Source organism: Bradyrhizobium sp. IAR9 (assembly GCF_013408065.1).
In the GTDB taxonomy this organism is placed as follows: domain Bacteria; phylum Pseudomonadota; class Alphaproteobacteria; order Rhizobiales; family Xanthobacteraceae; genus Bradyrhizobium.
Genome location: NZ_JACBZW010000022.1, coordinates 37,143 through 62,124, shown reverse-complemented (window position 1 = coordinate 62,124; position 24,982 = coordinate 37,143). Strand labels below are relative to the sequence as shown.

At 63.3% G+C, this 24,982-nt stretch carries 29 protein-coding genes; all 29 read right to left on the bottom strand.

What is annotated here, in order from left to right:
- Positions 1-46: 46 nt before the first annotated feature.
- The 29 genes from secY to rpoC all read right to left on the bottom strand — a co-directional run bounded on the left by secY (position 47) and on the right by rpoC (position 24,858).
- Positions 47-1,378 (bottom strand): preprotein translocase subunit SecY, encoded by a 1,332-nt coding sequence (gene secY, locus GGD67_RS37200; RefSeq protein WP_018322274.1) that lies wholly within the window; start codon positions 1,376-1,378, stop codon positions 47-49.
- Between the two features lie 150 nt (positions 1,379-1,528).
- Positions 1,529-2,014 carry a 50S ribosomal protein L15 gene (gene rplO / locus GGD67_RS37195; protein ID WP_018322273.1) on the bottom strand — a complete coding sequence of 162 codons (486 nt, stop codon included), beginning with the start codon at positions 2,012-2,014 and terminating at the stop codon, positions 1,529-1,531.
- A 15-nt stretch (positions 2,015-2,029) separates the two neighbouring features.
- Positions 2,030-2,224, bottom strand: coding sequence for a 50S ribosomal protein L30 (rpmD, locus tag GGD67_RS37190; RefSeq protein ID WP_018322272.1), 195 nt, complete (start codon positions 2,222-2,224; stop codon positions 2,030-2,032).
- A gap of 23 nt (positions 2,225-2,247) precedes the next feature.
- Entirely contained in the window at positions 2,248-2,844 is a 597-nt protein-coding gene (gene rpsE, locus GGD67_RS37185; RefSeq protein WP_018322271.1) for a 30S ribosomal protein S5, read from the bottom strand.
- Positions 2,845-2,888: 44 nt separating this feature from the next.
- Positions 2,889-3,251, bottom strand: a complete 363-nt coding sequence (rplR, locus tag GGD67_RS37180) for a 50S ribosomal protein L18 (RefSeq protein WP_007603036.1) — start codon at positions 3,249-3,251, stop codon at positions 2,889-2,891.
- Positions 3,252-3,262: 11 nt separating this feature from the next.
- Positions 3,263-3,796 carry a 50S ribosomal protein L6 gene (gene rplF / locus GGD67_RS37175; RefSeq protein WP_018322270.1) on the bottom strand — a complete coding sequence of 178 codons (534 nt, stop codon included), beginning with the start codon at positions 3,794-3,796 and terminating at the stop codon, positions 3,263-3,265.
- 16 nt (positions 3,797-3,812) lie between these two features.
- The gene (gene rpsH / locus GGD67_RS37170) at positions 3,813-4,211 is read right to left on the bottom strand and encodes a 30S ribosomal protein S8 (RefSeq protein ID WP_018322269.1); all 399 of its coding nucleotides are present in this window, start codon (positions 4,209-4,211) and stop codon (positions 3,813-3,815) included.
- A gap of 14 nt (positions 4,212-4,225) precedes the next feature.
- Positions 4,226-4,531, bottom strand: a complete 306-nt coding sequence (gene rpsN / locus GGD67_RS37165; protein ID WP_018322268.1) for a 30S ribosomal protein S14 — start codon at positions 4,529-4,531, stop codon at positions 4,226-4,228.
- Between the two features lie 46 nt (positions 4,532-4,577).
- The gene (gene rplE / locus GGD67_RS37160; protein ID WP_018322267.1) at positions 4,578-5,135 is read right to left on the bottom strand and encodes a 50S ribosomal protein L5; all 558 of its coding nucleotides are present in this window, start codon (positions 5,133-5,135) and stop codon (positions 4,578-4,580) included.
- Entirely contained in the window at positions 5,128-5,442 is a 315-nt protein-coding gene (gene rplX / locus GGD67_RS37155) for a 50S ribosomal protein L24 (protein WP_007603031.1), read from the bottom strand. Before rplX ends, rplE begins: the two co-directional genes overlap by 8 nt.
- Positions 5,442-5,810 (bottom strand): 50S ribosomal protein L14, encoded by a 369-nt coding sequence (gene rplN, locus GGD67_RS37150; protein WP_007603030.1) that lies wholly within the window; start codon positions 5,808-5,810, stop codon positions 5,442-5,444. The genes rplX and rplN overlap by 1 nt, the downstream gene beginning before the upstream one ends.
- Before the next feature lie 83 nt (positions 5,811-5,893).
- Positions 5,894-6,142, bottom strand: coding sequence for a 30S ribosomal protein S17 (gene rpsQ / locus GGD67_RS37145; RefSeq protein ID WP_007603028.1), 249 nt, complete (start codon positions 6,140-6,142; stop codon positions 5,894-5,896).
- Between the two features lie 13 nt (positions 6,143-6,155).
- A complete protein-coding gene (rpmC, locus tag GGD67_RS37140; RefSeq protein WP_026202715.1) occupies positions 6,156-6,362 on the bottom strand; it encodes a 50S ribosomal protein L29 in 207 nt (68 codons plus the stop codon).
- A 5-nt stretch (positions 6,363-6,367) separates the two neighbouring features.
- The gene (gene rplP, locus GGD67_RS37135; protein ID WP_008136349.1) at positions 6,368-6,781 is read right to left on the bottom strand and encodes a 50S ribosomal protein L16; all 414 of its coding nucleotides are present in this window, start codon (positions 6,779-6,781) and stop codon (positions 6,368-6,370) included.
- Between the two features lie 30 nt (positions 6,782-6,811).
- A complete protein-coding gene (rpsC, locus tag GGD67_RS37130; RefSeq protein WP_014494500.1) occupies positions 6,812-7,537 on the bottom strand; it encodes a 30S ribosomal protein S3 in 726 nt (241 codons plus the stop codon).
- Positions 7,538-7,554: 17 nt separating this feature from the next.
- Positions 7,555-7,941, bottom strand: coding sequence for a 50S ribosomal protein L22 (gene rplV, locus GGD67_RS37125; protein ID WP_008136353.1), 387 nt, complete (start codon positions 7,939-7,941; stop codon positions 7,555-7,557).
- Between the two features lie 10 nt (positions 7,942-7,951).
- Positions 7,952-8,230, bottom strand: coding sequence for a 30S ribosomal protein S19 (gene rpsS, locus GGD67_RS37120; protein WP_008136357.1), 279 nt, complete (start codon positions 8,228-8,230; stop codon positions 7,952-7,954).
- 12 nt (positions 8,231-8,242) lie between these two features.
- Positions 8,243-9,076 (bottom strand): 50S ribosomal protein L2, encoded by an 834-nt coding sequence (gene rplB / locus GGD67_RS37115; RefSeq protein WP_018322265.1) that lies wholly within the window; start codon positions 9,074-9,076, stop codon positions 8,243-8,245.
- 12 nt (positions 9,077-9,088) lie between these two features.
- On the bottom strand, positions 9,089-9,391 hold the full coding sequence (locus GGD67_RS37110; RefSeq protein WP_018322264.1) for a 50S ribosomal protein L23: 303 nt from the start codon (positions 9,389-9,391) through the stop codon (positions 9,089-9,091).
- Complete coding sequence (gene rplD / locus GGD67_RS37105; RefSeq protein ID WP_020508797.1) at positions 9,388-10,008, bottom strand: 50S ribosomal protein L4; 621 nt, start codon at positions 10,006-10,008, stop codon at positions 9,388-9,390. The genes GGD67_RS37110 and rplD overlap by 4 nt, the downstream gene beginning before the upstream one ends.
- Position 10,009: 1 nt before the next feature.
- Positions 10,010-10,726, bottom strand: a complete 717-nt coding sequence (gene rplC, locus GGD67_RS37100) for a 50S ribosomal protein L3 (protein ID WP_018322262.1) — start codon at positions 10,724-10,726, stop codon at positions 10,010-10,012.
- Between the two features lie 53 nt (positions 10,727-10,779).
- Positions 10,780-11,088, bottom strand: coding sequence for a 30S ribosomal protein S10 (gene rpsJ, locus GGD67_RS37095; protein WP_002712302.1), 309 nt, complete (start codon positions 11,086-11,088; stop codon positions 10,780-10,782).
- Positions 11,089-11,171: 83 nt separating this feature from the next.
- Positions 11,172-12,362: an elongation factor Tu gene (gene tuf / locus GGD67_RS37090; protein ID WP_008136415.1), complete on the bottom strand. Its 1,191-nt coding sequence runs from the start codon at positions 12,360-12,362 to the stop codon at positions 11,172-11,174.
- Positions 12,363-12,402: 40 nt separating this feature from the next.
- Entirely contained in the window at positions 12,403-14,475 is a 2,073-nt protein-coding gene (gene fusA, locus GGD67_RS37085; protein WP_018322261.1) for an elongation factor G, read from the bottom strand.
- Between the two features lie 30 nt (positions 14,476-14,505).
- Positions 14,506-14,976 carry a 30S ribosomal protein S7 gene (gene rpsG / locus GGD67_RS37080; protein ID WP_018322260.1) on the bottom strand — a complete coding sequence of 157 codons (471 nt, stop codon included), beginning with the start codon at positions 14,974-14,976 and terminating at the stop codon, positions 14,506-14,508.
- 15 nt (positions 14,977-14,991) lie between these two features.
- Positions 14,992-15,363: a 30S ribosomal protein S12 gene (rpsL, locus tag GGD67_RS37075; RefSeq protein WP_007603006.1), complete on the bottom strand. Its 372-nt coding sequence runs from the start codon at positions 15,361-15,363 to the stop codon at positions 14,992-14,994.
- Positions 15,364-16,241: 878 nt separating this feature from the next.
- Positions 16,242-18,269, bottom strand: coding sequence for an ABC transporter ATP-binding protein (locus GGD67_RS37070; RefSeq protein WP_179739855.1), 2,028 nt, complete (start codon positions 18,267-18,269; stop codon positions 16,242-16,244).
- A 134-nt stretch (positions 18,270-18,403) separates the two neighbouring features.
- Positions 18,404-20,470 (bottom strand): FAD-dependent oxidoreductase, encoded by a 2,067-nt coding sequence (locus GGD67_RS37065; RefSeq protein ID WP_179739853.1) that lies wholly within the window; start codon positions 20,468-20,470, stop codon positions 18,404-18,406.
- A gap of 191 nt (positions 20,471-20,661) precedes the next feature.
- A complete protein-coding gene (rpoC, locus tag GGD67_RS37060) occupies positions 20,662-24,858 on the bottom strand; it encodes a DNA-directed RNA polymerase subunit beta' (RefSeq protein ID WP_018322257.1) in 4,197 nt (1,398 codons plus the stop codon).
- Positions 24,859-24,982 lie beyond the last annotated feature (124 nt).

The window sequence follows — 24,982 nt, the reverse complement described above, 5'->3', positions numbered from 1 at the left end:
AGCAGCGCGCCGATCGTGAAAGCGATTCGGCGCGCGAGCTCCCTGCTCATCTACGGCGGCCGCGCAGCTTCGACTTGCGGATCAGGCCTTCATACTGGTGCGCCAGCAGATAGCCCTGCACCTGCGCCACCGTATCCATGGTGACGCTGACCACGATCAGCAGTGAGGTACCGCCGAAGTAGAACGGCACCGAGGCGTAGGAGATCAGGATCTCCGGGATCAAGCAGACGATCGCGAGATAAATCGCACCAAGCACGGTGATACGCGAGAGCACGTAGTCGATATATTCCGCAGTGCGCTCGCCGGGACGGATGCCCGGAATGAAACCGCCGTGCTTCTTCAGATTGTCCGCGGTCTCGGTCGGGTTGAACACGATCGCGGTGTAGAAGAAGGCGAAGAACACGATCAGCGCCAGGTACATGATCAGGAACAGCGGACGGCCGTGGCCGAGCTGGGTCGTGATCCACTGGAACCATTCCGGCCCGCTGCCCGCGTTGAAGTTCGCAACCGTCGTCGGCAGCAGCAGCAGCGAGGACGCGAAGATCGGCGGGATCACGCCGGAGGTGTTGAGCTTGAGCGGCAGATGCGAGGACTGGCCCTCGAACATCTTGTTGCCGACCTGGCGCTTCGGATACTGGATCAGGAGACGGCGCTGCGCCCGCTCCATGAACACGATGAAGGCAATCACGGCGACCGCCATGATGATGACGACCAGGATCAGGCCGGTCGACATCGCGCCCTGACGGCCGAGCTCGAGCATGTTGGCGAGCGCGGCGGGCAGCTCGGCGACGATACCGGCGAGAATGATCAGCGAGATGCCGTTGCCGATGCCGCGCGAGGTGATCTGCTCGCCCAGCCACATCAGGAACATGGTGCCGCCGGTCAGCGTGATCGCGGTGGACAGGCGGAAGAACAGGCCGGGGTCGCTGACGACGTTGCCGGCGCCCTCGAGGCCTACCGCGATGCCGTAGGACTGGAACGCGGCCAGGATCACCGTGAGATAGCGGGTGTACTGGTTCAGCAGCTTGCGGCCGGACTCACCTTCCTTCTTCAGCGCCTCGAGTTGCGGCGAGACGGTGGTGAGGAGCTGGATGATGATCGAGGCCGAGATATACGGCATGATGTTCAGCGCAAAGATCGCCATGCGGTGGATGCCGCCGCCGGCGAACATGTTGAACATGCCGAGGATGCCGCCCGCCTGGGAGCGGAACACCTGCTCCCAGATATTGGGATCGATGCCGGGGAGCGGGATGTAGGTCCCGAGCCGATAAACGAGCAGCGCACCCAGGGTGAACCAGATGCGCTTCTTCAGTTCGTCAGCCTTGGCAAACGCACCGAAATTGAGATTGGCTGCCAGTTGTTCCGCTGCAGAGGCCATCTTGGACTTTCTCCCGCCGCCTATTGCGCCGTCATGCCCGCGGCCGGGCTACATTATACCGGACACCGGACATTATCTGGGGCTCGGCTTCGATAAGTCCACGTCCCGCACGCGTAAAGGCCCGCTAGCCGCGGGCCAATGACGCAGTTGTTACGCCGCCTCGCCTTCTTCCTTGGCAGGGGCGAGGATCTTCACCGAGCCGCCGGCCTTCTCGACCGCGGCGATCGCGGTCTTGGTGGCGCCGTGGACTTCGATGTTGAGCTTGGACTTGAGCTCGCCACGGCCGAGCAGCCGCAGGCCGGCCTTGGCGCGGCGCAGCACGCCGCCCTTCACCAGGGCCTCGACGTTCACGACGCTGCCGGCGTCGATCTTCTTGGCGTCAACCGCTTCCTGGAGCCGGTCGAGATTGATCTCGGCGAACTCGACACGGAAGATGTTGTTGAAGCCGCGCTTGGGCAGACGGCGATGCATCGGCATCTGGCCGCCTTCGAAACCCTTGATGCGCACGCCGGAACGCGCGGTCTGACCCTTGCCGCCGCGGCCGGACTGCTTGCCCTTGCCCGAACCGATGCCACGGCCGACGCGCATGCGCTTCTTGCGCGAGCCGGCGTTGTCGGCGATATCGCTGAGCTTCATCGCCCTTCTCCTTATTTACTTCTCGTCGACGATGCGGACGAGATGGTGAACCTTCTCGATCATGCCACGGACCGCCGGGGTGTCCTGCAGTTCGCTGGTGCGACCGATCTTGTTGAGCTTGAGCCCGATCAGCGTCGAGCGCTGCGAGTGATGGCGGCGGATCGCGCTGCCGGTCTGCTCGAGCTTGATCGTCTTGCTGGCCTTGGCCATGGGAGTCTACTCCAGAGCTTCCGTTAGTCGGCGGCCGCCTCGGCATCACCACCGATACGGCGGGACTGCAGAGTGGACACCTTGATGTTGCGGCGGGCTGCGACCGAACGCGGCGAATCCTGATGCTTCAGCGCGTCGAAGGTCGCGCGAACCATGTTGTAGGGGTTCGACGAGCCGATCGACTTGGCGACCACGTCCTGGACGCCGAGCGTTTCGAACACGGCGCGCATCGGGCCGCCGGCGATGATGCCGGTACCGGCGGGAGCTGCACGCAGGTAGACACGGCCCGCGCCATGACGGCCGGCGATGTCGTGATGGAGCGTGCGGCCCTCGCGCAGCGAGACGCGGGTCAGGTTGCGCTTGGCGGACTCGGTGGCCTTGCGGATCGCTTCCGGCACTTCGCGCGCCTTGCCGTGACCGAAGCCGGCGCGGCCCTTCTGGTCGCCGATCACGACCAGCGCTGCGAAACCGAAGCGCTTGCCGCCCTTGACGACCTTGGCCACGCGGTTGATGTGGACGAGCTTGTCGACGAACTCGCTGTCGCGCTCCTCGCGCTCCCTGCGTTCACGTCCGCCGCCGCCGCGTTGATCGCGTCCACCACGTTGTTCGCGTTCTGCCATTTTTCCAATCCTTCAGAGGCTTGCGCCTCAATCCTCAAATTCTGTTAGAAGCTCAGCCCGCTCTCACGCGCCGCGTCGGCAAGAGCCTTGACGCGCCCGTGGTAGAGGTAGCTGCCGCGATCGAACACGACTTCCTTGACGCCCTTCTCGGCGGCGCGCTCGGCCAGCAGCTTGCCGACCGCCTTCGCTGCATCGATGTCGGCGCCGGTCTTGCCGCCGTCGCGCATCGACTTCTCGAGCGACGAGGCAGAGGCCAGCGTCTCGCCCTTGAGGTCGTCGATGACCTGGGCGTAGATGTGCTTGGACGAGCGGAACACCGACAGACGCGGACGACCACCACCGGAGCGGCGCAGCTTCAGCCGCACACTCCGCTTGCGCCGGGCATTGGTAACCTTGGCTTTGGACATGACCGGCTCCGTTACTTCTTCTTGCCTTCCTTGCGGAAGATGAATTCGCCAACATACTTCACGCCCTTGCCCTTGTAGGGCTCCGGCGGGCGATAACCGCGGATCTCGGCCGCAACCTGGCCGACGCGCTGGATGTCGCTGCCCGCCACCGTGATCTCGGTCGGCTTCGGCACGGTGATCGTGATCCCCTCGGGGATCGTGTAGATCACGTCGTGGCTGTAGCCGAGCGCGAGCTGCAGGTTCTTGCCCTGCATCGCGGCGCGGTAACCGACGCCGGTGATCTCGAGCTTCTTCTCGAAGCCCTTGGTGACGCCTTCGACCAGATTCGCGACCTGGGCGCGAGCGGTACCATAGAGCGCGCGCGCGCGATTGGTCTCGAGCCGCGGCTTGACCTTGATCTGGCCGCTCTCGAGCTTCACCTCGACGTCGTCATGAACGACGAACTGAAGCTGGCCCTTCGGCCCCTTCATCTTGACGGTCTGCCCATCGACGGTCGCGGTAACACCCGACGGCACCGCCACAGGCCTTTTGCCAACACGTGACATGGATCAAAAATCCTTCTCAGAACACCGTGAAGAGGACTTCACCGCCCACATTCGCGTCGCGCGCGCTGTGGTCGGCCATGATCCCCTTCGGCGTCGACAACACCGAAATGCCGAGCCCGTTGTTGACCCGCGGCAGGTTCTTCACCGAGGCGTAGACGCGACGCCCGGGCTTGGAAACACGTTCGATCTCGCGGATGACGGGCTCGCCGTCGAAATACTTCAGCTCGATCTCGATCTCGCTGCGGCCCGAGGAATGCTCGAGCGTGGCGTAACCGCGGATGTAGCCCTCGGACTTGAGGACCTCGAGCACGTTCTCGCGCATCTTCGAGCCAGGCGTGGAGACCTTGGTCTTGGAGCGCATCTGCGCGTTGCGGATACGGGTGATCAGATCGCTGATTGGATCGTGCGTAGACATCTAAACGACCCTCCTTACCAGCTGGACTTCACGAGGCCCGGGACCATGCCCTTGGAGCCAAGTTCGCGCAGCGCGATACGGGACAGCTTGTTCTTGCGGTAGTTCGAGCGCGGGCGACCCGACAGCTCGCAACGCAGGCGGATGCGGGTTGCCGACGAGTTGCGCGGCATTTCCGCCAGCTTCAACGTCGCAGCGAAACGCTCCTCCATCGGCAGCTTCTTGTCGGCGATGATCGCCTTCAACCGCTCGCGCTTGGCGGCGGCGTTCTTCACCATCCGCTTGCGCCGGTTGTTCTTCTCGACTGAACTCTTCTTTGCCATGCTTGGCTCCTGGGTATCCGCGTTTGAGAGGCTTTAGGTCAGCGTCTCACTGCCGGAACGGGAAATTGAAAGCGGTCAACAAGGCCCTCGCCTCTTCGTCGGTCTTGGCCGTGGTGCAGACGGTGATGTCCATGCCGCGGGCTTCCGTGACCTTGTCGAAGTCGATCTCGGGGAAAATGATGTGCTCCTTGATGCCGAGCGAGTAGTTGCCGCGGCCGTCGAAGCTCTTCGGGTTCAGGCCGCGGAAGTCGCGGACGCGCGGCAGCGCGACCGTCACCAGGCGATCGATGAACTCGTACATGTGGGCCTTGCGCAGCGTGACCTTGCAGCCGATCGGCTGGTTTTCACGCAGCTTGAAGGTCGCGATCGCGATACGCGAATAGGTCACGATGGCCTTCTGGCCTGCGATCTGGGTCAGCTCGGCAGCGGCGGTCTCGGCCTTCTTGCGATCGTTGACGGAATCGCCAACGCCCATGTTCAGCACGACCTTGTCCAGACGCGGAACCTGCATGACGTTCTCATAACCGAACTTCTCGGTCATGGCCGTGCGGATCTTCGCATCGTATTCCGCGCGCAGGCGCGGCGTGTAAGCGGCCTCAGCCATCGATCTCAGCTCCCGAGCTCTTGGCGATGCGGACCTTCTTGCCGTCCGCCAGAATCTTGAATCCGACGCGGGTCGGCTTTCCGTCCTTGCCGACATACGCGATGTTGGACAGTTGGATCGGCGACTCCTTCGAGATGATGCCGCCCTCCTGGGCCTGCGTCTGCTTCTGATGACGCTTGACCATGTTGATGCCGCGCACCAGCGCCGTGCCGGCGTCGGGACGCACTTCGAACACTTCACCGGTGCGGCCCTTGTCGCGGCCGGTCAGCACGACGACTTTGTCGCCCTTGCGGATCTTGGCAGCCATCACAGCACCTCCGGCGCGAGCGAGATGATCTTCATGTGGTTCTTCGCGCGCAGCTCGCGCGGCACGGGCCCGAAGATACGGGTGCCGACCGGCTCGGACTGGTTGTTGATCAGAACGGCGGCGTTACGGTCGAAGCGGATGACCGAACCGTCGGCGCGGCGGATGTCCTTGCGGACGCGCACCACGACGGCCTTCATCACGTCGCCCTTCTTCACCTTGCCACGCGGAATTGCTTCCTTGATCGAAACGACGATGATGTCGCCGATCGTGGCGTAGCGGCGCTTGGAGCCCCCGAGCACCTTGATACACATGACACGGCGTGCGCCAGAATTGTCGGCCACGTCGAGGTTGGTCTGCATCTGAATCATTGATGCACCTCGTCCTCTTCTATTTGCGCCAGCCCAGCCGGCGCTCAACATTTCCCTGAAGTCAGTCGGCTAAAGCCAACAGATCAGGCGCTTTTCTTGTGTTCGCCCCGGATCACGACCCAGCGCTTCAACTTCGAAATCGGCTTCGATTCCTCGATCCACACCATGTCGCCCGGCTTGAACTCGTTGCTCTCGTCGTGCGCGTGGTAGTTCTTCGAACGGCGGATCGTCTTCTTGTAGATCGGGTGCGTGAAGCGGCGATCAACGCGCACCACGATGGTCTTGGCTTGCTTGTCGCTGACGACCACGCCCTGCAAAGTACGTTTCGGCATCTTCGTAAGCCTCTTACTTCTTCTTCGCGCGCGTCTGCGCGGCGACGGTCTTGATCCGGGCGATGTCACGGCGGGCCTCGCGCAGGCGCGAGGTGTTCTCGAGCTGCCCGGTGGCGCGCTGGAAGCGCAGGTTGAAGCGCTCCTTCTTCAGGTTCAGGACGGCGTCGTCCTGCTGGTCGGGGCTCATCGCGCGGATGTCTTCGATCTTCATCTGGGCCATGGCCATTACTCCGCAATGCGCTCGACGAAGCGCGTCTTGATCGGCAGCTTGGCGGCCGCCAGGGTCAGCGCCTCACGCGCCGTCTGGGTGTTGACGCCGTCGATCTCGAACAGCACCCGGCCCGGCTTGACGCGCGCGACCCACAATTCCGGCGAACCCTTGCCGGAGCCCATGCGGACTTCGGCCGGCTTCTTCGACACCGGAACGTCGGGGAACACGCGGATCCAGACGCGGCCGGCGCGCTTCATGTGGCGGGTCAGCGCGCGGCGAGCGGCTTCGATCTGGCGCGCGGTGACGCGCTCAGGCTCGGTCGCCTTCAGGCCGAACTGGCCGAACGCCAACGTCGCGCCCGAAGACGCAACGCCGTGGATGCGGCCCTTATGCGCCTTCCGGAACTTCGTTTTCTTAGGTTGCATCATGGCTTTAAGCCCTCAAATTCCTGTGCGGCTTTAGGCTGCAGCCGTATCGCGGCGCTGACGGCCACCACGATCACCACTGCCACCCGTCTCGCCTTCGGCCATTCTCTTGTCCTGGGCCATCGGATCGTGCTCGAGGATCTCGCCCTTGAAGATCCAGACCTTGACGCCGCAGGTGCCGAAGGTCGTGAACGCGGTCGCAACGCCGTAGTCGATGTCGGCGCGCAGCGTGTGCAGCGGCACGCGACCTTCGCGGTACCACTCCATGCGCGCGATTTCCGCACCGCCCAGACGACCCGAGCAGTTGATGCGGATGCCTTCCGCGCCGAGACGCATCGCCGACTGAACGGCGCGCTTCATGGCACGGCGGAACGCCACGCGGCGCTCGAGCTGCTGCGCGATCGACTCGGCCACCAGCGTCGCATCGAGCTCCGGCTTGCGGATCTCGACGATGTTGATGACGACGTCGGACGAAGTGATGTCCGCGACCTTCTTGCGCAGCTTGTCGATGTCCGCGCCCTTCTTGCCGATCACCACGCCCGGACGAGCCGAGTGGATGGTGACGCGGCACTTCTTGTGCGGACGCTCGATCACGATGCGGGCGACGGCCGCCTGCTTGAGCTCCTTGTGCAGGATCTCACGGATCTTGACGTCTTCGTGCAGCAGCTTGCCGTATTCCTGCTTGCCGGCGAACCAGCGGGAATCCCAGGTGCGGTTGATGCCGAGACGCAGACCGATCGGATTGATCTTTTGACCCATCGTGTTCTCCTGCGCCCTTAAGCGGCTGCTTCGGCTTCGACCTGACGAACGATGATCGTCAGCTGCGAAAATGGTTTGTAGACACGGCCCGAGCGGCCACGGCCACGGGCGGCGAAGCGCTTCATCACGAGGCCATTGCCGACGAAGGCCTGCGCCACGACGAGATCGTCCACGTCGAGATCGTGATTGTTCTCGGCATTGGCGATAGCCGATTCCAGGCACTTCTTCACGTCGACCGCGATCCGCTTGCGCGAAAACTGCAGATCGGCGAGCGCAGCAGCTGCCTTCCGGCCGCGAATGAGCTGGGCGACCAGGTTGAGCTTCTGCGGGCTCACCCGCAGCATCCGGGCGACCGCCTTGGCCTCGTTTTCGGCGAGGCTCCGTTCGCGCTTAGGTTTGCTCATCGTTTAATCCTCAAGCCTTCTTGGCTTTCTTGTCGCCGGAGTGGCCATGGAAGGTCCGGGTCGGCGAGAACTCGCCGAACTTGTGACCGACCATTTCCTCGTTGACGGCCACCGGCACGTGCTTCTGACCGTTGTAGACGCCGAAGGTCAGGCCGACGAACTGCGGCAGGATCGTCGAGCGACGGCTCCAGATCTTGATGACGTCGTGACGGCCGGACGCGCGGGCGGCATCTGCCTTCTTGAGCAGAGAACCCTCGACGAACGGGCCTTTCCAGACTGAACGAACCATGTCCGGCGTTCCTTACTTCTTCCGCTTGTGGCGGCTTAGGAGAATGAATTTGTTGGTCGACTTGTTGGTGCGGGTCTTCTTGCCCTTGGTCGGCTTGCCCCACGGGGTGACCGGGTGGCGACCGCCCGAGGTACGACCTTCACCACCGCCGTGCGGATGGTCGATCGGGTTCATCGAAACACCGCGGTTATGCGGCTTGCGGCCCAGCCAACGGTTGCGGCCGGCCTTGCCGATCGAGGTGTTCATGTGATCCGGGTTCGACACCGCGCCGATCGTGCCGCGGCAACGGCCGTGCACCAGGCGCTGCTCGCCCGAGTTCAGGCGGATGATCACGTAGTCCTGGTCGCGGCCGACGAGCTGGGCGTAGGTGCCAGCCGAACGGGCGAGCTGGCCGCCCTTCCCGATCTTGACCTCGATGTTGTGGATGATCGTGCCGACCGGCATGTTGCCGAGCGGCATGACATTGCCCGGCTTCACGTCGACGTAGTTGCCCGCGATAATGGTGTCACCGACGGCCAAGCGCTGCGGCGCCAGGATGTAGGCCTGCTCGCCGTCCTGATACTTGATCAGCGCGATGAAGCCGGTGCGGTTCGGATCGTACTCGAGACGCTCGACCGTCGCGGGGACGTCGATCTTCTCGCGCTTGAAATCCACGGTGCGCAGCGTCTTCTTATGGCCACCGCCACGGAAACGCACGGTGATGCGACCGGTGTTGTTGCGGCCGCCCGAGGAGTGCTTGCCCTCGGTGAGCGCCTTGACCGGCTTGCCCTTGTAGAGGGCCGAACGATCGACCATGACCAGCTGGCGCTGGCCCGGCGTCGTAGGATTGAATGTCTTCAGTGCCATCGTCGTACGACCTTACAGACCGGTGGTGACGTCGATCCGGTGGCCCTCTTCGAGGGTCACGATCGCGCGCTTGGTGTTCGACTGCGAGCCGAGATTGCCGCGGAAGATCTTGGTCTTGCCCTTGCGGACCAGCGTGTTGACGCTCTTGACCTTGACGTCGAACAGCTTCTCGATCGCTTCCTTGATCTGCGGCTTGGTCGCCTTGGCGGCCACCTTGAACAGCACCTTGTTGTGCTCCGAGGCGATCGTTGCCTTTTCGGTCACGACCGGCGACAGGATCACGTCGTAGTGGCGAGCCTCGATGTTCTTCGTCATTTGAAGCGCGCCTCCAGCGCATCGATGGCGGCCTTGGTCAGAACGAGCTTCTGACGGCGCAGGATGTCGTAGACGTTGATGCCCTGGATCGGCAGCACGTCCATGTTCGGGATGTTGCGGGCCGCAGCGGCGAAGCCGTTGTTGAGCTCGGCGCCGTCGATGATCAGCGCGTTGGTCAGACCCAGGCCCGAGAAGTGACCGAGCAGCGCCTTGGTCTTGGCGGCTTCCAGCGCGGCCTTCTCGATCACGACGAGATCGCCGTCCTTGGCCTTGGCCGAGAGCGCATGCTTCAGCGCCAGCGCACGGACCTTCTTCGGCAGATCGGTGGCGTGCGAACGCACCACCGGACCGAAGGCACGGCCACCGCCGCGGAACTGCGGCACGCGGGCCGAGCCGTGACGAGCACCGCCGGTGCCCTTCTGCTTGTACATCTTCTTGCCGGTGCGCCAGATCTCGGCGCGGCCCTTCGCCTTGTGCGTGCCGGCCTGACGCTTGTTGAGCTGCCACTGCACGCAACGCGCAATGATGTCCTGGCGCGGCTCGAGGCCGAAAATGGTGTCGGACAGCTGGACCGAGCCGGCTTCCTTACCTTCGAGGGTGGTGACCTTCAATTCCATCTCACGCACCCTCCTGCTGGGCCGCAGCCTCGGCTTCGCCACCGGCAACCTTGAACTTGCCGGGCTTCGGAGCTTCCTTCGGCAGCGGCTTCTTGACGGCGTCGCGCACGCGGATCCAGCCGCCCTTGGAGCCGGGAACGGCGCCTTCGACGAGGATCAGGCCGCGCTCGACATCGAGCTGAACGACGCGAAGGTTGAGCGTGGTGATGCGGTCGACACCCATGTGGCCGGGCATCTTCTTGTTCTTCCAGGTCTTGCCGGGGTCCTGACGGCCACCGGTCGAACCGATCGAGCGGTGCGAGACCGAGACGCCGTGCGTGGCGCGCAGACCGCCGAAGTTCCAGCGCTTCATGCCGCCGGCAAAGCCCTTACCGACCGAGGTGCCGGTGACGTCGACGAACTGGCCGACGACGAAGTGGTCGGCAAGGATCTCGGCGCCGACCGGGATCATGGCATCCGCGGTGACGCGGAATTCCTCGACCCGGCGCTTCGGCTCGACCTTGGCGACCGCGAACTGGCCGCGCTCCGCCTTGGGCATGTAAACGGTCTTGCGGGCACCAGAACCAAGCTGGAGCGCCACGTAACCGTTCTTCTCTTCGGTACGGTGGCCCACGACCTGGCAATTGCCGAGCTTCAGCACGGTCACGGGGATATGTTCGCCGGCCTCAGTAAAGACCCGCGTCATCCCGACCTTTTGTGCGATCACTCCGGAGCGCATCGGCTTGCTTCCTGTTCTTTCTGTCCGCTTTAAGCGAACGGGATCCAAAAATCTTAGAGCTTGATCTCGACGTCGACACCGGCGGCCAGATCGAGCTTCATCAAAGCATCGACGGTCTGCGGGGTCGGATCGACGATGTCGAGCAGGCGCTTGTGAGTGCGCATCTCGAACTGCTCGCGGCTCTTCTTGTCGACGTGGGGCGAACGGTTGACGGTGAACTTCTCGATGCGGGTGGGCAGCGGAATGGGTCCGCGGACCTGCGCGCCGGTGCGCTTCGCCGTGTTCACGATCTCGCGGGTCGACGTATCGAGGATACGATGGTCGAACGCCTTGAGACGGATACGAATGTTTTGGCCGTTCATTGCCGTGCTTTCTTTAGTGAGTGGCGAGTAGCGAGTAGCGAATAGAAATCCCTATTCGCCACTCACCATTCCCTATTCGCTTGTTACTCGATGATCGAGGCGACGACGCCGGCGCCGACGGTGCGGCCACCTTCGCGGATCGCGAAGCGGAGCTTCTCTTCCATCGCGATCGGCACGATCAGGTGCACTTCCATCGCGATGTTGTCGCCCGGCATCACCATCTCGGTGCCTTCCGGCAGGTGCACGACACCGGTCACGTCGGTGGTGCGGAAGTAGAACTGCGGACGGTAGTTGGTGAAGAACGGGGTGTGGCGACCGCCCTCTTCCTTGGTGAGGATGTAAGCCTCAGCCTTGAACTTGGTGTGCGGCTTGACCGAACCCGGCTTGCACAGCACCTGGCCGCGCTCGACGTCTTCGCGCTTGGTGCCGCGGAGCAGCGCACCGATGTTGTCGCCGGCCTGGCCCTGATCGAGCAGCTTGCGGAACATTTCGACGCCGGTGACGGTCGTCTTCTGGGTCGCACGGAGACCGACGATCTCGATTTCCTCGCCGACCTTGACGATGCCGCGCTCGACACGGCCGGTCACGACGGTGCCGCGGCCCGAGATCGAGAACACGTCTTCAACCGGCATCAGGAACGGCTGGTCGATCGGACGCTCCGGCTGCGGGATGTACTCGTCGACGTTCTTCATCAGCTCGAGGATGGCGTCGTGGCCGAGCTTCTTGTCGGAATCTTCGAGAGCGGCGAGCGCCGAACCCTTGATGATCGGGATCTTGTCGCCCGGGAAGTCGTACTTCGAGAGCAACTCGCGGACTTCGAGCTCGACGAGCTCGAGCAGTTCCGGATCGTCGACCATGTCGCACTTGTTGAGGAACACGACGAGCGCGGGCACGCCGACCTGGCGGGCGAGCAGGATGTGCTCGCGGGTCTGCGGCATCGGGCCGTCAGCGGCGGACACGACCAGGATCGCACCGTCCATCTGGGCGGCGCCGGTGATCATGTTCTTGACGTAGTCGGCGTGGCCGGGGCAGTCGACGTGGGCGTAGTGGCGGTTCGGCGTCTCGTACTCGACGTGCGCAGTCGAGATGGTGATGCCGCGCGCCTTCTCTTCCGGCGCCTTGTCGATCTGGTCGTACGCGGTGAACGTCGCACCGCCGGCTTCGGCGAGAACCTTGGTGATCGCCGCGGTCAGCGACGTCTTGCCATGGTCGACGTGACCGATGGTGCCGATGTTGCAGTGCGGCTTGTTACGTTCAAACTTTGCTTTGGCCATTTGACTCTCCGTTCAATCGTCAGTTCGTGACCGACGACAATCAGGCAAACTTCTTCTGGACTTCTGCCGACACGTTGGCCGGCGCTTCTGCGTAGTGGTCGAACTGCATGGTGAAGGTTGCGCGACCCTGGCTCATCGAGCGCAGGTTATTCACGTAACCGAACATGTTCATGAGCGGCACCATCGCATTGATGACGTTGGCGTTGCCGCGCATGTCCTGACCCTGGATCTGACCGCGCCGCGAATTCAGGTCGCCGATGACCGAGCCGGTGTAGTCTTCCGGGGTCACCACTTCGACCTTCATGATCGGCTCGAGCAGGACGGACTTGCCCTTCTGCAAGGCTTCGCGGAATGCCGCGCGCGATGCGATTTCGAAGGCGAGCGCCGACGAGTCGACGTCGTGATACTTGCCGTCGACGAGCTGAACCTTGACGTCGACCACGGGGAAGCCCGCGACGACACCAGAGCTCATCACGCTGTTGAGGCCCTTTTCGACGCCGGGGATGTATTCCTTCGGAACCGCACCACCGACGATCTTGGACTCGAACTCGTAGCCCTTGCCGGGCTCGTTCGGCTCGACCACGATCGACACTTCCGCGAACTGACCGGTACCGCCGGTCTGCTTCTTGTGGGTGTACTTGACCTCGGCCTTCTTGGTGACGCGCTCACGGAACGCAACCTGGGGCGCGCCGATGTTGGCGTCGACCTTGTAGGTGCGCTTGAGGATGTCGACCTTGATGTCGAGATGGAGTTCGCCCATGCCCTTGAGGATGGTCTGGCCGGACTCCTGGTCGGTCGACACGCGGAAGGACGGATCCTCCGCAGCGAGCTTGGCCAGCGCCACGCCCAGCTTTTCCTGGTCGGCCTTGGACTTCGGCTCGATCGCGATCTCGATGACCGGCTCGGGGAATTCCATCTTCTCGAGGATCACCTGCTTGTCGGGATCGCACAGCGTGTCACCGGTGCGCGCTTCCTTCAGGCCGGCCAGCGCGACGATGTCGCCGGCATAGGCTTCCTTGATGTCTTCGCGGTTGTTCGCATGCATCAAGAGCATGCGCCCGATACGCTCCTTCTTCTCGCGGGTCGAGTTCACGACGCCGGTGCCGCTCTGCAGAACGCCGGAGTAGATGCGGCAGAAGGTGATGGTGCCGACGAACGGGTCGTCCATGATCTTGAACGCGAGCAGCGCGAGCGGCTCCTTGTCGTCCGCCTTGCGCACGACTTCGTTGCCGCGATCGTCGGTGCCCTTGATCGCGGGCACGTCGATCGGCGACGGCAGATAGTCGACGACGGCGTCGAGCAGCGGCTGCACGCCCTTGTTCTTGAAGGCCGAGCCGCACAGCACCGGATAGAACGCACCGGTCAGAACCGCCTTGCGGATCAGCCGCTTCAGCGTCTCTTCGTCCGGCTCCTTGCCGTCGAGATAGGCGGCCATCGCGTCGTCGTCGAGCTCGACGGCGGCTTCCACCATCTTCTCGCGGTATTCCTTGGCCTGCTCGACCAGATCTTCCGGGATGTCGACATAATCGAACTTCGCGCCGAGCGATTCATCGTTCCAGATGATGCCCTGCATCTTCACGAGGTCGACGAGACCCTTGAAGTTGTTCTCGGCGCCGATCGGAAGCTGGATCGCGATCGGCTTGGCGCCGAGGCGGTCGACGATGTCGGCCAGGCACTTGAAGAAGTCGGCGCCGGTCTTGTCCATCTTATTGGCGAAGACGATGCGCGGAACCTTGTACTTGTCGCCCTGGCGCCAGACGGTCTCGGTCTGGGGCTCAACGCCCTGGTTCGAGTCGAGCACGCAGACGGCGCCGTCGAGCACGCGCAGCGAACGCTCGACTTCGATGGTGAAGTCGACGTGGCCGGGGGTGTCGATGATGTTCAGGCGCTTGCCGGCCCAGAATGCAGTGGTCGCAGCCGAGGTGATCGTGATGCCACGCTCCTGCTCCTGCTCCATCCAGTCCATCGTCGCGGCACCTTCGTGCACTTCGCCGATCTTGTGGCTCTTGCCGGTGTAATAGAGGATGCGCTCGGTGGTCGTGGTCTTGCCGGCATCGATATGCGCCATGATACCGAAGTTGCGGTAATTCTCTATGGCATGAACGCGGGGCATAGGGTGTTCCTTAGATTCCGTGTGTCGCCGTTACCAGCGATAGTGCGAGAAGGCGCGGTTGGCTTCCGCCATCCGGTGCACGTCTTCGCGCTTCTTGACGGCATTCCCGCGGTTGTTCGAGGCGTCCAGAAGCTCGGCCGAGAGCCGCTCGGTCATGGTCTTCTCGTTGCGATCACGCGCAGCGGAGATCAGCCAGCGGATGCCCAGCGCCTGACGGCGGGTCGAACGAACTTCGACCGGAACCTGGTAGGTCGCGCCGCCGACGCGGCGGGAGCGCACTTCGATCGTCGGCATGACGTTCTCGAGCGCCTGCTCGAACACGCCGAGCGGGTTCTGCTTGGTCTTGGTTTCGATGATACCGAACGCACCGTAGACGATGCCTTCGGCGACCGACTTCTTGCCGGCGTACATCACAGAGTTCATGAACTTCGTGACGATGATGTTCCCGAACTTCGGATCGGGAAGGACTTCGCGCTTTTCCGCTGAGTGGCGACGAGACATGGACCTGGTTCCCGCTTACTTCGGACGCTTCGCGCCGTACTTCGAACGACGCTGCTTACGGTTCTTGACGCCCTGGGTATCCAGAACGCCGCGGAGGATGTGGTAGCGCACGCCGGGCAAGTCCTTGACGCGACCGCCGCGGATCATGACCACCGAGTGCTCCTGGAGGTTATGGCCCTCACCGGGGATGTAACCGATCACCTCGAAGCCGTTGGTCAGGCGCACCTTGGCGACCTTACGAAGCGCCGAGTTCGGCTTCTTCGGGGTCGTGGTGTAGACGCGGGTGCAAACACCACGCTTCTGCGGCGACTGCTGCAGCGCCGGCACCTTCTTGCGCGACTTCTGCACTTCACGCGGTTGAGCGATCAGCTGGTTGATCGTCGGCATCCTGGCCTTACCCTTTGTTCTGTCGCAGACCCTTTTCGGATCCGCTGTCTTGCCGCAGCCCGTCGCCGGGACTGCAAATTCTTTCGAGCTACCTGCCCGACGAGGTCACCTTCCGCGGAACAATCCGCACAAAGCGAAATCGCGCCAACCGCCCCATCAACGGGCGGAAAGCGCTTCGACGCCACAGAGGACCGCAGTATTGAGGCCGGTCAGCATAAAGCCGCGGCCCGCGCACTGAGGTCATGCATCCGAATTCGATCTCAAGAGAATAAGCTCAAGAGAACTAGAATCGCACTGGCATTGCCTAGCTATGAGCGACAGCGTTTGAGCGGCATTCGTCGAGGTTGGTGCCCGCCTTGAGCGATCCCTTGTGGCTCTAGTCCTTGGGGATCTAACGGGTGGCCCGTTCCGACGCTGGCGATGCTCACCGCCTGTCGTTAAGTGAGGCGCTTTCTATAAGTGAGAATCGATCAAGTCAAGGCGAAACGACAGCCACGAACCGCTTCAGGAGCCTGTCAAAATCGCTGTTTGCCGCCCTCGCCGCACCACTCCGATATGGGACCGCAGCCTTCATTTCGCCAGCCTCGCGGCTATTTATATCCGGGCAAAAAGTACTTTTGTGTCGCGGAGCACGGCCTTTTTTACGCGGGAGCGGTAAATCGACCCGCTTCAGCAGCAATCGGCGGCGGGGACGTCACCAAAATCGGCGGAGGTTGCCCGGCGCGACCAACGCCCGGGATATCGGTCGCGAGGCTTCCGACGGTCCTGACCTATCCGCATGCGAGCTATCCGACCGGGCTTTTTCTGACCGAAGAGCGCATCGTCACGTCGGGAATCAAGCGCACACCGATGGCCGCATAGAATCGGTGCGAGCTCGGTCATTCCTCCTCGTCGTCCTCGTCCTCGGCATCCTCGAGGTCGTCTTCGTCCTCATCGTCGCTGCCATCGTCGGCGTGAGCCGCCGCGCCGTGCGGCTGGTGGATCTGGTCGTTCCAGAGCTTGCGATAGGTCCCGTTCTTGGCGAGCAACTGGGCATGCGAGCCGCGCTCGATCGCCCTGCCCCCCGAGATCACGATGATCTCGTCCATCTCCACCACCGAGGTCAGGCGGTGGGTCGACCAGATCATGGTGCGTCCCTTGGCGACCTTGAGCAGCGTGCGGTTGATCGCGGCTTCCGTGGTCTGGTCCAGCGCCGAGGTGGCTTCGTCCAGCAGCAGCACCGAGGGGTTGCGGATGACCGCGCGCGCGATCGCGATGCGCTGGCGCTGGCCGCCCGACAGGGTGTCGCCGCGCTCACCGACCGGCGTGTCGTATCGCTGCGGCAGGCTCATGATATAGCGGTGGATCTCGGCCTTCTTGGCCGCCTCCTCCACCTCCTCGTCGGTCGCGCCCTCCTTGCCGAGCCGGATGTTCTCGCGGATCGACATGTTGAACAGCATGTTCTCCTGGAACACCACCGCCATGCTCCGGCGCAGCGAATCCAGCGTCACCTTGCGGACGTCGACACCGTCGATGGTGACGCGGCCCTCGTCGGGCACGTAAAGCCGCAGGATCAAATTGAGCAACGTGCTCTTGCCGGAGCCGCTCGGGCCGACGATCGCGATGCGCTTGCCCGCATTGAGCTTGAGGCTGAGATTGTCCAGCACCGGCGTCTGGCTGCCCTCGTACTGGAAGGTGACGTGATCGAAGGTGATGTCGTTGGTGATGCGCGGCAGGTCGGGTGCGCCGGGGCGGTCGGCAGCGCGAGTCGGCTCGTCCAGCAGCTCCTGCATGTGCCGGATCGCCGCGGCCGAGGAGATCGACACCGGGATGAAATGCATGACATGAGCGATGTTGTAGGAGACCTCCCAGAACGCGCTCTCGAAGGTGACGAAGGTGCCGATGGTGATCTGGCCCTTGGTGGCGAGATAGGCGCCGATCGCGAGCACCACGAGGTGCAGCATCAGCACCGAGATGGTGACCGTCCGCTCCACCATGGTCGACAGGAACGCGGCCGAGGCGATCTTGTTGCGCGTCTCGTCGTTGCGGAAGGTGAAGAAGCCGAACATCTTGCGCTGCAGGCTGAACGCCTTGATCACGGCCTGCGCCGCCACGTTCTCCTGCACCATGCCGAGCAGCGCGCTTTCGTTGAGCTTCTGCTCGTAATTGGCCTGCACCGCCTTCGGCGTCAGGATCCGCGGACCGATCAGTGTGATCGGGAACACGAGCAGCGCGACCGCCGCGAGCTGCCAGTTCAGGAACACCATTAGGATGATGCCGGCAACCAATTCCAGAAAGGGCAGCGCGGCACTGTTGGCAAACGTCTTGACCGAGCCTTCGAAGGCCGAGAGGTCGACGGAGAAGCGCGACAGGATCTCGCCGCGCTTGGTGCGGCCGAAATAGGCCGCCGGCAGATCCTGAACGTGCTCGAACAGGCGCTTGCGGACGTCGGAGATGATGCAGGCCGCCAATCGCGCGTCCCAGCGCTCGTACCAGACCGCGACGATCGAGGTGAAGATGCCGGCGACGGCGAGCACGCCGAGGATCTTGTACAGCGCCTGGAAATCCTCCTCGCCGAGCGCGTCGTCGATCAGGAACTTCAGGCTGAGCGGCATGATGACGTTGAACAGCGTCTCGACGCAGACGCCGAACGCCACGAAGGACAGCATCCGCTTGTAGTTCGCCAGGAACGGCTTGACGAACCCGACGATGGTCGCGAGCGCGCCAGCGGCCTCGCGCGCGGTGAAGACGACGAGGTCCTCGTCCTCATCGTCGTCGTCGAGCTCCAGCTCGTCGTCCGCCTCGTCTTCGGCGTCCTCGTCGTCTTCGAGGTCCGGCTTGGCAGCCGAGGCGAGCTTGTCGTCGAGCTCGGCCGCCTCTTCGGCGGCGAGCTTCTGTTTGTCGGGCGAAAGAGGCTTGGACGCCATGAAACCAACCGATGCTGACGGCCGGCATGACCGCAGAGAAAGCAGAACATAGCGGAAAGCCGCTATTGAACCGATTCTATGCGATCAGGATGAATTCGGCAAAACAATTGGCGAATTCGACGCGCGCCCCGCGGCTAGTCCTCGTCCTCGTCCTCGTCCTCGTCCTTGTCGAAGAAGGAGTAGCGCAGACTGTCGGCGTCGGCGTACCACTGCCCCGGCCCCTTGTTGGCGGCGAGCGTGGCCTCCCAGAGCGCATCGGTGCAGTCCTTGCGGTGCATCGAGAGGTCGAAACCATTGCCGAAGAACAGTTCGGACCATTCCCACCACGTGCCGAGTTTCTTGACCCCGCGCAGGAGGTCGTAGCGGTCGATCAGCGCCGGCGCCATGTCCGAGGTAATCGAGCCGAACACGAGGCCGGTCTTGACCACGCGGTTCAGTTCCTTGATCGCGCGGACCACCTGCTTCGGGGAAACGTGGCAGAGGCTGGTCTCGAACACGAAGTCGAACGCGCCGTCCTTGAACGGCATGTCGGTGATCGAGCCGAGCTTGTTGTACTTCTTCAGCGCCTTCGGCGTCCTGGCGTGGATGGCGCGGTTGCTCTCGATGCCGAAGGCATCGATGCCGCGCTCGCGTAGCGCGCCGACCAATTCGCCGCTGGCCGAGCCCGCGACGAGCAGCTTGGCACCCTTGGTCTTGCCCCAGACGATGCCGAGCAGCCGTGTGAGGTAATCGGGATCGGTGAAGTGGCGCCACGCCTCGTGATACGGGCCGAGGCCGCGATAATTCTCGAAATAGTCGCGGTCGATCTTGTCGGAGAGCGGCTTGTCGTCCTGCGCGCGCTCGCGGCGCAGGCGCATCATCTCGGTCAGGATGATGTCGGTCGCCGCATCCGAGGAGTCGAGCAGGCCGTTCAGGGTCGAGTCGAACAGATAGTCGCCGACCACCACGATGCCGGGATGCTCCTTCGGCTCGGGCCGGTGATTGGTCATGACGTCGCGCACCGGCAGGCCGCCGGGAATCGCGTTCACCGACGACAACCAGCGGTGGATCTTGCCTTCCATGAAATGCAGGCGCGCATCGCCGAGCGAGGCCGGCAGCGATTTCAGCGCGGCATCGATCAGCTCCTGGTCGGACAGATTGGCGAAGGCCAGCGCGTCGGAGCCGGGGATCAGCCAGTTCAGCACGCCGTGCTTGCCGACGTCGTGGCGCGCACCCTCGTTGTAGACGCAGCAGCCGCCGAACGCTTCCGACATGAACCAGGCGCCTGGAATCTTCTCGCCCCAGAACGGCGTGTCGAACAGGATCGAGACGCGCAAATAGTGCGCGGGACGGTCGAAGTAAGAGACGTGCTTGACCATCGACTTGCGGAGCTGTTCGCCTTCCCACCCCATGGTGGCGAGCCAGGAATGCGGCAGGCAGACCAGCACGAGATCGAAGTCGCGCGTCTCCGGTCCCTTGCCGTTCATCATCTTGAGCTGGTAGCGCCCGGTCGGCGCCTTGCCGACTGTGAGCACGCGGTGATTGAGCTGGATGTCGGCGTTCACCTCCGACTGCAGGCACTCGATCAGCTGCTCGTTGCCGTTCTGGATGGAATAAAGGCCGATATAGCCGTCGACATCCATCAGATAGTTCTTGAGCGCGTTGAGGCCGTTGGTGTTGTGGCTCTCGGTGGCGATGTCGGAGCGCGCCATCACCTTGAAGAAGCGCTTTGCGGTTTCGTCCTCGACCTCCTCGTCGAGCACCTGCTCGGCGGTCTTGTAGGCCCAGGGGTTCTCGTTGTCGTGCGCGCCGACGCCCTCGTAATATTCGATCGGCGACATCGCCTCGGCACAGCGCTTGCGGAACGCCTCGATCGCTGCGGCGGTCTTGGCGCCATACTTGCGGCGCATGCCCGGCACGTCGTCGAGAAGCTCGCCGCCGAACTGCACCTGCTCGGCATCCATCGGGATCGTCTGCAGCCCGAAATGCTGGATCAGCTCGCGCAGCGGATCCGGCCCGGTCATCGAGTAGTCGTAGATCTCGGCAACGCCGGCCTCGTACATCGCAGGTGCGGAATCGAACTTGCGGGTGACGATCTTGCCGCCGAGCCGATCGGAGGCCTCGTAGATGGTGACGCGACAGAGATCGCCAAGCTTGCGCTTCAGATACCAAGCGCTCATCAGCCCGCCGGGGCCGCCGCCTACGATTGCGAGATCAAGCATGTGAGTTCCGTGGTCTCCGGCCCGCCCCCTTCACGGGACCACCGGTCTAAACTCTCCTAGCAGAAGCGCTTTTGCGGCTGAAGGAAAGATGAACAAAGGTTGATCCCGCATCGCAACAGACAAGCAAAGCAACAAAAAGGCCGGCTTTCGCCGGCCTTTTCATTGTCCTCGGTAGTCCTACGGATGAACGATCATTCCGCGGGCGGCAGCGCAGGAAGCTCCGCTTCCGGCGCGGGCGACACGACCGCCGCCTGCTTCTCGCGCTCGTCCAGGATCAGCTTGTCGCGCTTCATGGCGACTTCGCGAATCTTGGCCATGGAGGCGCCGGTGCCTGCCGGAATCAGCCGGCCGACGATGACGTTCTCCTTGAGGCCTTCGAGCGGATCGACCTTGCCGTTGACCGCCGCTTCCGTGAGGACGCGGGTGGTCTCCTGGAACGAGGCCGCCGAGAAGAACGAACGGGTCTGGAGGCTCGCCTTGGTGATGCCGAGCAGAACCGGCGTCCCCGTGGCGGGCTTCTTGCCCTCTTCCTTGGCCTTCTCGTTCAGCGCGTCGAACTCGATCTTGTCGACCTGCTCGCCCGAGATCATGTCCGTATCGCCCTGGTCGGTGACTTCCACCTTCTGGAGCATCTGACGGACAATCACCTCGATGTGCTTGTCGTTGATGAGCACGCCCTGGAGCCGGTAGACCTCCTGGATCTCGTTGACCAGATAGGCCGCGAGTTCCTCGATGCCCTTGACCGCCAGGATGTCGTGCGGCGCCGGGTTGCCTTCCACGATGAAGTCGCCCTTTTCGACGACGTCGCCGTCCTGAAGGTGGATGTGCTTGCCCTTCGGGATCAGGTACTCGCGCGGCTCGTCGGTCTTGTCCATCGGCTCGATCGAGATGCGACGCTTGTTCTTGTAGTCGCGCCCGAACCGGATGGTGCCCGCGATTTCGGCGATGATCGCCGCATCCTTCGGACGCCGTGCCTCGAACAGTTCCGCCACCCGCGGCAGACCGCCGGTGATGTCACGCGTCTTGGCGCTTTCGGTCGAGACACGGGCGAGGATGTCGCCAGGATTGACCTTGGCGCCGACGTCGACCGAGAGAATGGCGTCGACCGACAGCATGTAGCGGGCATCGCCGCCACGGGCGAGCTTGAGCACCTTGCCGTCCTTGCCCTTGACCACGATCGCCGGACGCAGGTCCGCACCGCCGCGGGTCGAGCGCCAGTCGATGACCACGCGCTTGGCGATACCGGTGGCTTCGTCGAGCGTTTCCGAGATCGACTGCCCCTCGACCAGATCCTCGAAGCCGATGGTACCTTCGACCTCGGTGAGTAGCGGACGGGTGTAGGGATCCCACTCGACGACGCGCTGGCCGCGCTTGACCATGTCACCTTCGTCGACATGCAGGCGCGAGCCGTACTGGACACGGTGCGTCGCACGCTCGGTGCCGTCGGCATCGACGATCGCCACCACCATGTTGCGCACCATCGCGACCAGGTGACCTTCGCTGTTGCGGGCGATGGCCTTGTTCCGGATCACGATCTTGCCGTCGAAATTGGCTTCGACGAACGACTGCTCGTTGAGCTGCGCCGCACCACCGATGTGGAACGTACGCATCGTGAGCTGGGTGCCCGGCTCGCCGATCGACTGCGCCGCGATGACGCCGACCGCTTCGCCGTGGTTGACCGGCGTGCCGCGGGCGAGGTCGCGGCCGTAGCACTTGCCGCAGATGCCGTTGACGAGTTCGCAGGTCAGTGCCGAGCGGATCTTCACCTCCTGCACACCACCCTGCTGGATGGCGTCCAGATGGCTTTCTTCCATCAGCGTATCGCGCTTGATGATCACCTTGCCCGAGCTGTCACGGATGTCTTCGCAGGCCGTGCGTCCGAGGATGCGCGAACCGAGCGAAGCAACCACGGTGCCGGCATCGACGATGGCGCGCATCTTGATGCCGAGCTTGGTGCCGCAGTCGCTCTGCGTGATGATGCAGTCCTGCGCGACGTCGACGAGACGACGGGTCAGGTAGCCCGAGTTCGCGGTCTTCAACGCGGTGTCCGCGAGACCCTTGCGGGCGCCGTGGGTCGAGTTGAAGTACTCGAGCACCGAGAGGCCTTCCTTGAAGTTCGAGATGATCGGCGTCTCGATGATCTCGCCCGACGGCTTGGCCATCAGGCCGCGCATGCCGGCGAGCTGGCGCATCTGGGCCGGCGAACCACGGGCACCGGAGTGAGCCATCATGTAGATCGAGTTGATGTCGGCATCGGCTCCGGCCGCCGTCTTCTTGGTGGCGGAGATCTCCTTCATCATCGCCTTGGCGATTTCTTCCGTGGCCTTCGACCAGGCGTCGACGACCTTGTTGTACTTCTCGCCGTGGGTGATCAGACCGTCGTTGTACTGCTGCTCGAAATCCTTCGCCAGCGTACGGGTGGTGTCGACGATCTTCCACTTGGAGTTTGGCACGACCATGTCGTCCTTGCCGAACGAGATGCCGGCCTTGAACGCGTTATAGAAGCCGAGCGCCATGATGCGGTCGCAGAAGATCACCGTCTCCTTCTGGCCGCAGTGGCGGTAGACCTGGTCGATGACGCCCGAGATCTCGCGCTTGGTCATCAGCTTGTTGATGATCTCGTAGGGGACGCGCGGGTTCTTCGGCAGCAAATTGCCGAGCATGACGCGGCCGGCGGTGGTCTCGATCCAGCGCTTCGAGATCTTGCCGGTCTCGTCGACGCCTTCCCACCGGTACTTGATCTTGGTGTGGAGGTGGATGACCTTCGCATGCAACGCGTGCTCGAGCTCGGCCATCTCGCCGAACACCTTGCCCTCGCCGGGCAGGCCTTCGCGCATGATCGAGACGTAGTAGAGGCCGAGCACGATGTCCTGCGACGGCACGATGATCGGCTGTCCGTTCGCCGGATGCAGGATGTTGTTGGTCGACATCATCAGGACGCGCGCTTCCAGCTGCGCTTCGAGCGACAGCGGGACGTGCACGGCCATCTGGTCGCCGTCGAAGTCGGCGTTGAACGCGGAGCAGACCAGCGGGTGAAGCTGGATCGCCTTGCCCTCGATCAGCACGGGCTCGAACGCCTGGATGCCGAGACGATGCAGCGTCGGTGCGCGGTTGAGCAGCACCGGATGCTCGCGAATGACCTCATCCAGGATGTCCCAGACCTCGGGCCGCTCCTTCTCGACCAGCTTCTTGGCCTGCTTCACCGTTGTGGACAGGCCCTTGGCGTCGAGCCGCGAATAGATGAACGGCTTGAACAGCTCGAGCGCCATCTTCTTCGGCAGGCCGCACTGATGCAGGCGCAGCTCGGGACCGACCACGATCACCGAACGGCCCGAATAGTCGACGCGCTTGCCGAGCAGGTTCTGGCGGAAGCGGCCCTGCTTGCCCTTGAGCATGTCGGCGAGCGACTTCAGCGGGCGCTTGTTGGCGCCCGTGATGACGCGGCCGCGGCGGCCGTTGTCGAACAGCGCATCGACCGCTTCCTGAAGCATGCGCTTCTCGTTGCGGATGATGATGTCGGGCGCGCGCAGCTCCATCAGCCGCTTCAAGCGGTTGTTGCGGTTGATGACGCGGCGGTAGAGGTCGTTGAGGTCCGAGGTCGCGAAGCGGCCGCCGTCGAGCGGCACCAGCGGACGCAAGTCCGGCGGGATCACCGGGACCACGGTCATGATCATCCATTCCGGCTTGTTGCCGGAGTGGCGGAACGCTTCCACGATCTTCAGGCGCTTGGCGAGCTTCTTGTGCTTGATGTCGGAGTCGGTCTCCTGCATCTCGAGGCGCAAGGTCGCCTCGAGCTTCTCGAGGTCCATGCCCTTGAGCAGCTCGCGGATCGCTTCCGCGCCGATCATGGCGGTGAAGCTGTCCTGGCCGTACTCGTCCTGCGCCTTCAGATACTCGTCTTCCGACAGCAGCTGGCGGTCCTTCAGCGCGGTGAGGCCCGGCTCGAGCACGACGTAGTATTCGAAGTAGAGGATCCGCTCGAGATCCTTCAGCGTCATGTCCAGCAGGAGGCCGATGCGCGAGGGCAGCGACTTCAGGAACCAGATGTGGGCGACGGGCGCTGCGAGCTCGATATGGCCCATGCGCTCGCGCCGGACGCGCGACAGCGTGACCTCGACCGAGCACTTCTCGCAGATGATGCCCTTGTACTTCATGCGCTTGTACTTGCCGCACAAGCACTCGTAATCCTTGATCGGCCCGAAGATGCGGGCGCAGAACAGGCCGTCGCGCTCGGGCTTGAAGGTGCGGTAGTTGATGGTCTCCGGCTTCTTGATCTCGCCGTAGGACCAGGACAGAATCTTCTCTGGAGACGCGATCGAGATCCGGATCTGGTCGAAGACCTGAGCCGGCGTCGTCGGGTTGAAGAGATTCATAATTTCTTGGTTCATCGTCTTCTCCTCGCGTGCCGGTCGCCTCCGGCCGCAAATTCGAAAATCACTCAAGCAGGGCGCCCTGCCCTCAAGGCCTCGGACGGGGCGCCGGTGCCCGGCCGCGAAGGCCGGGCATGACAGG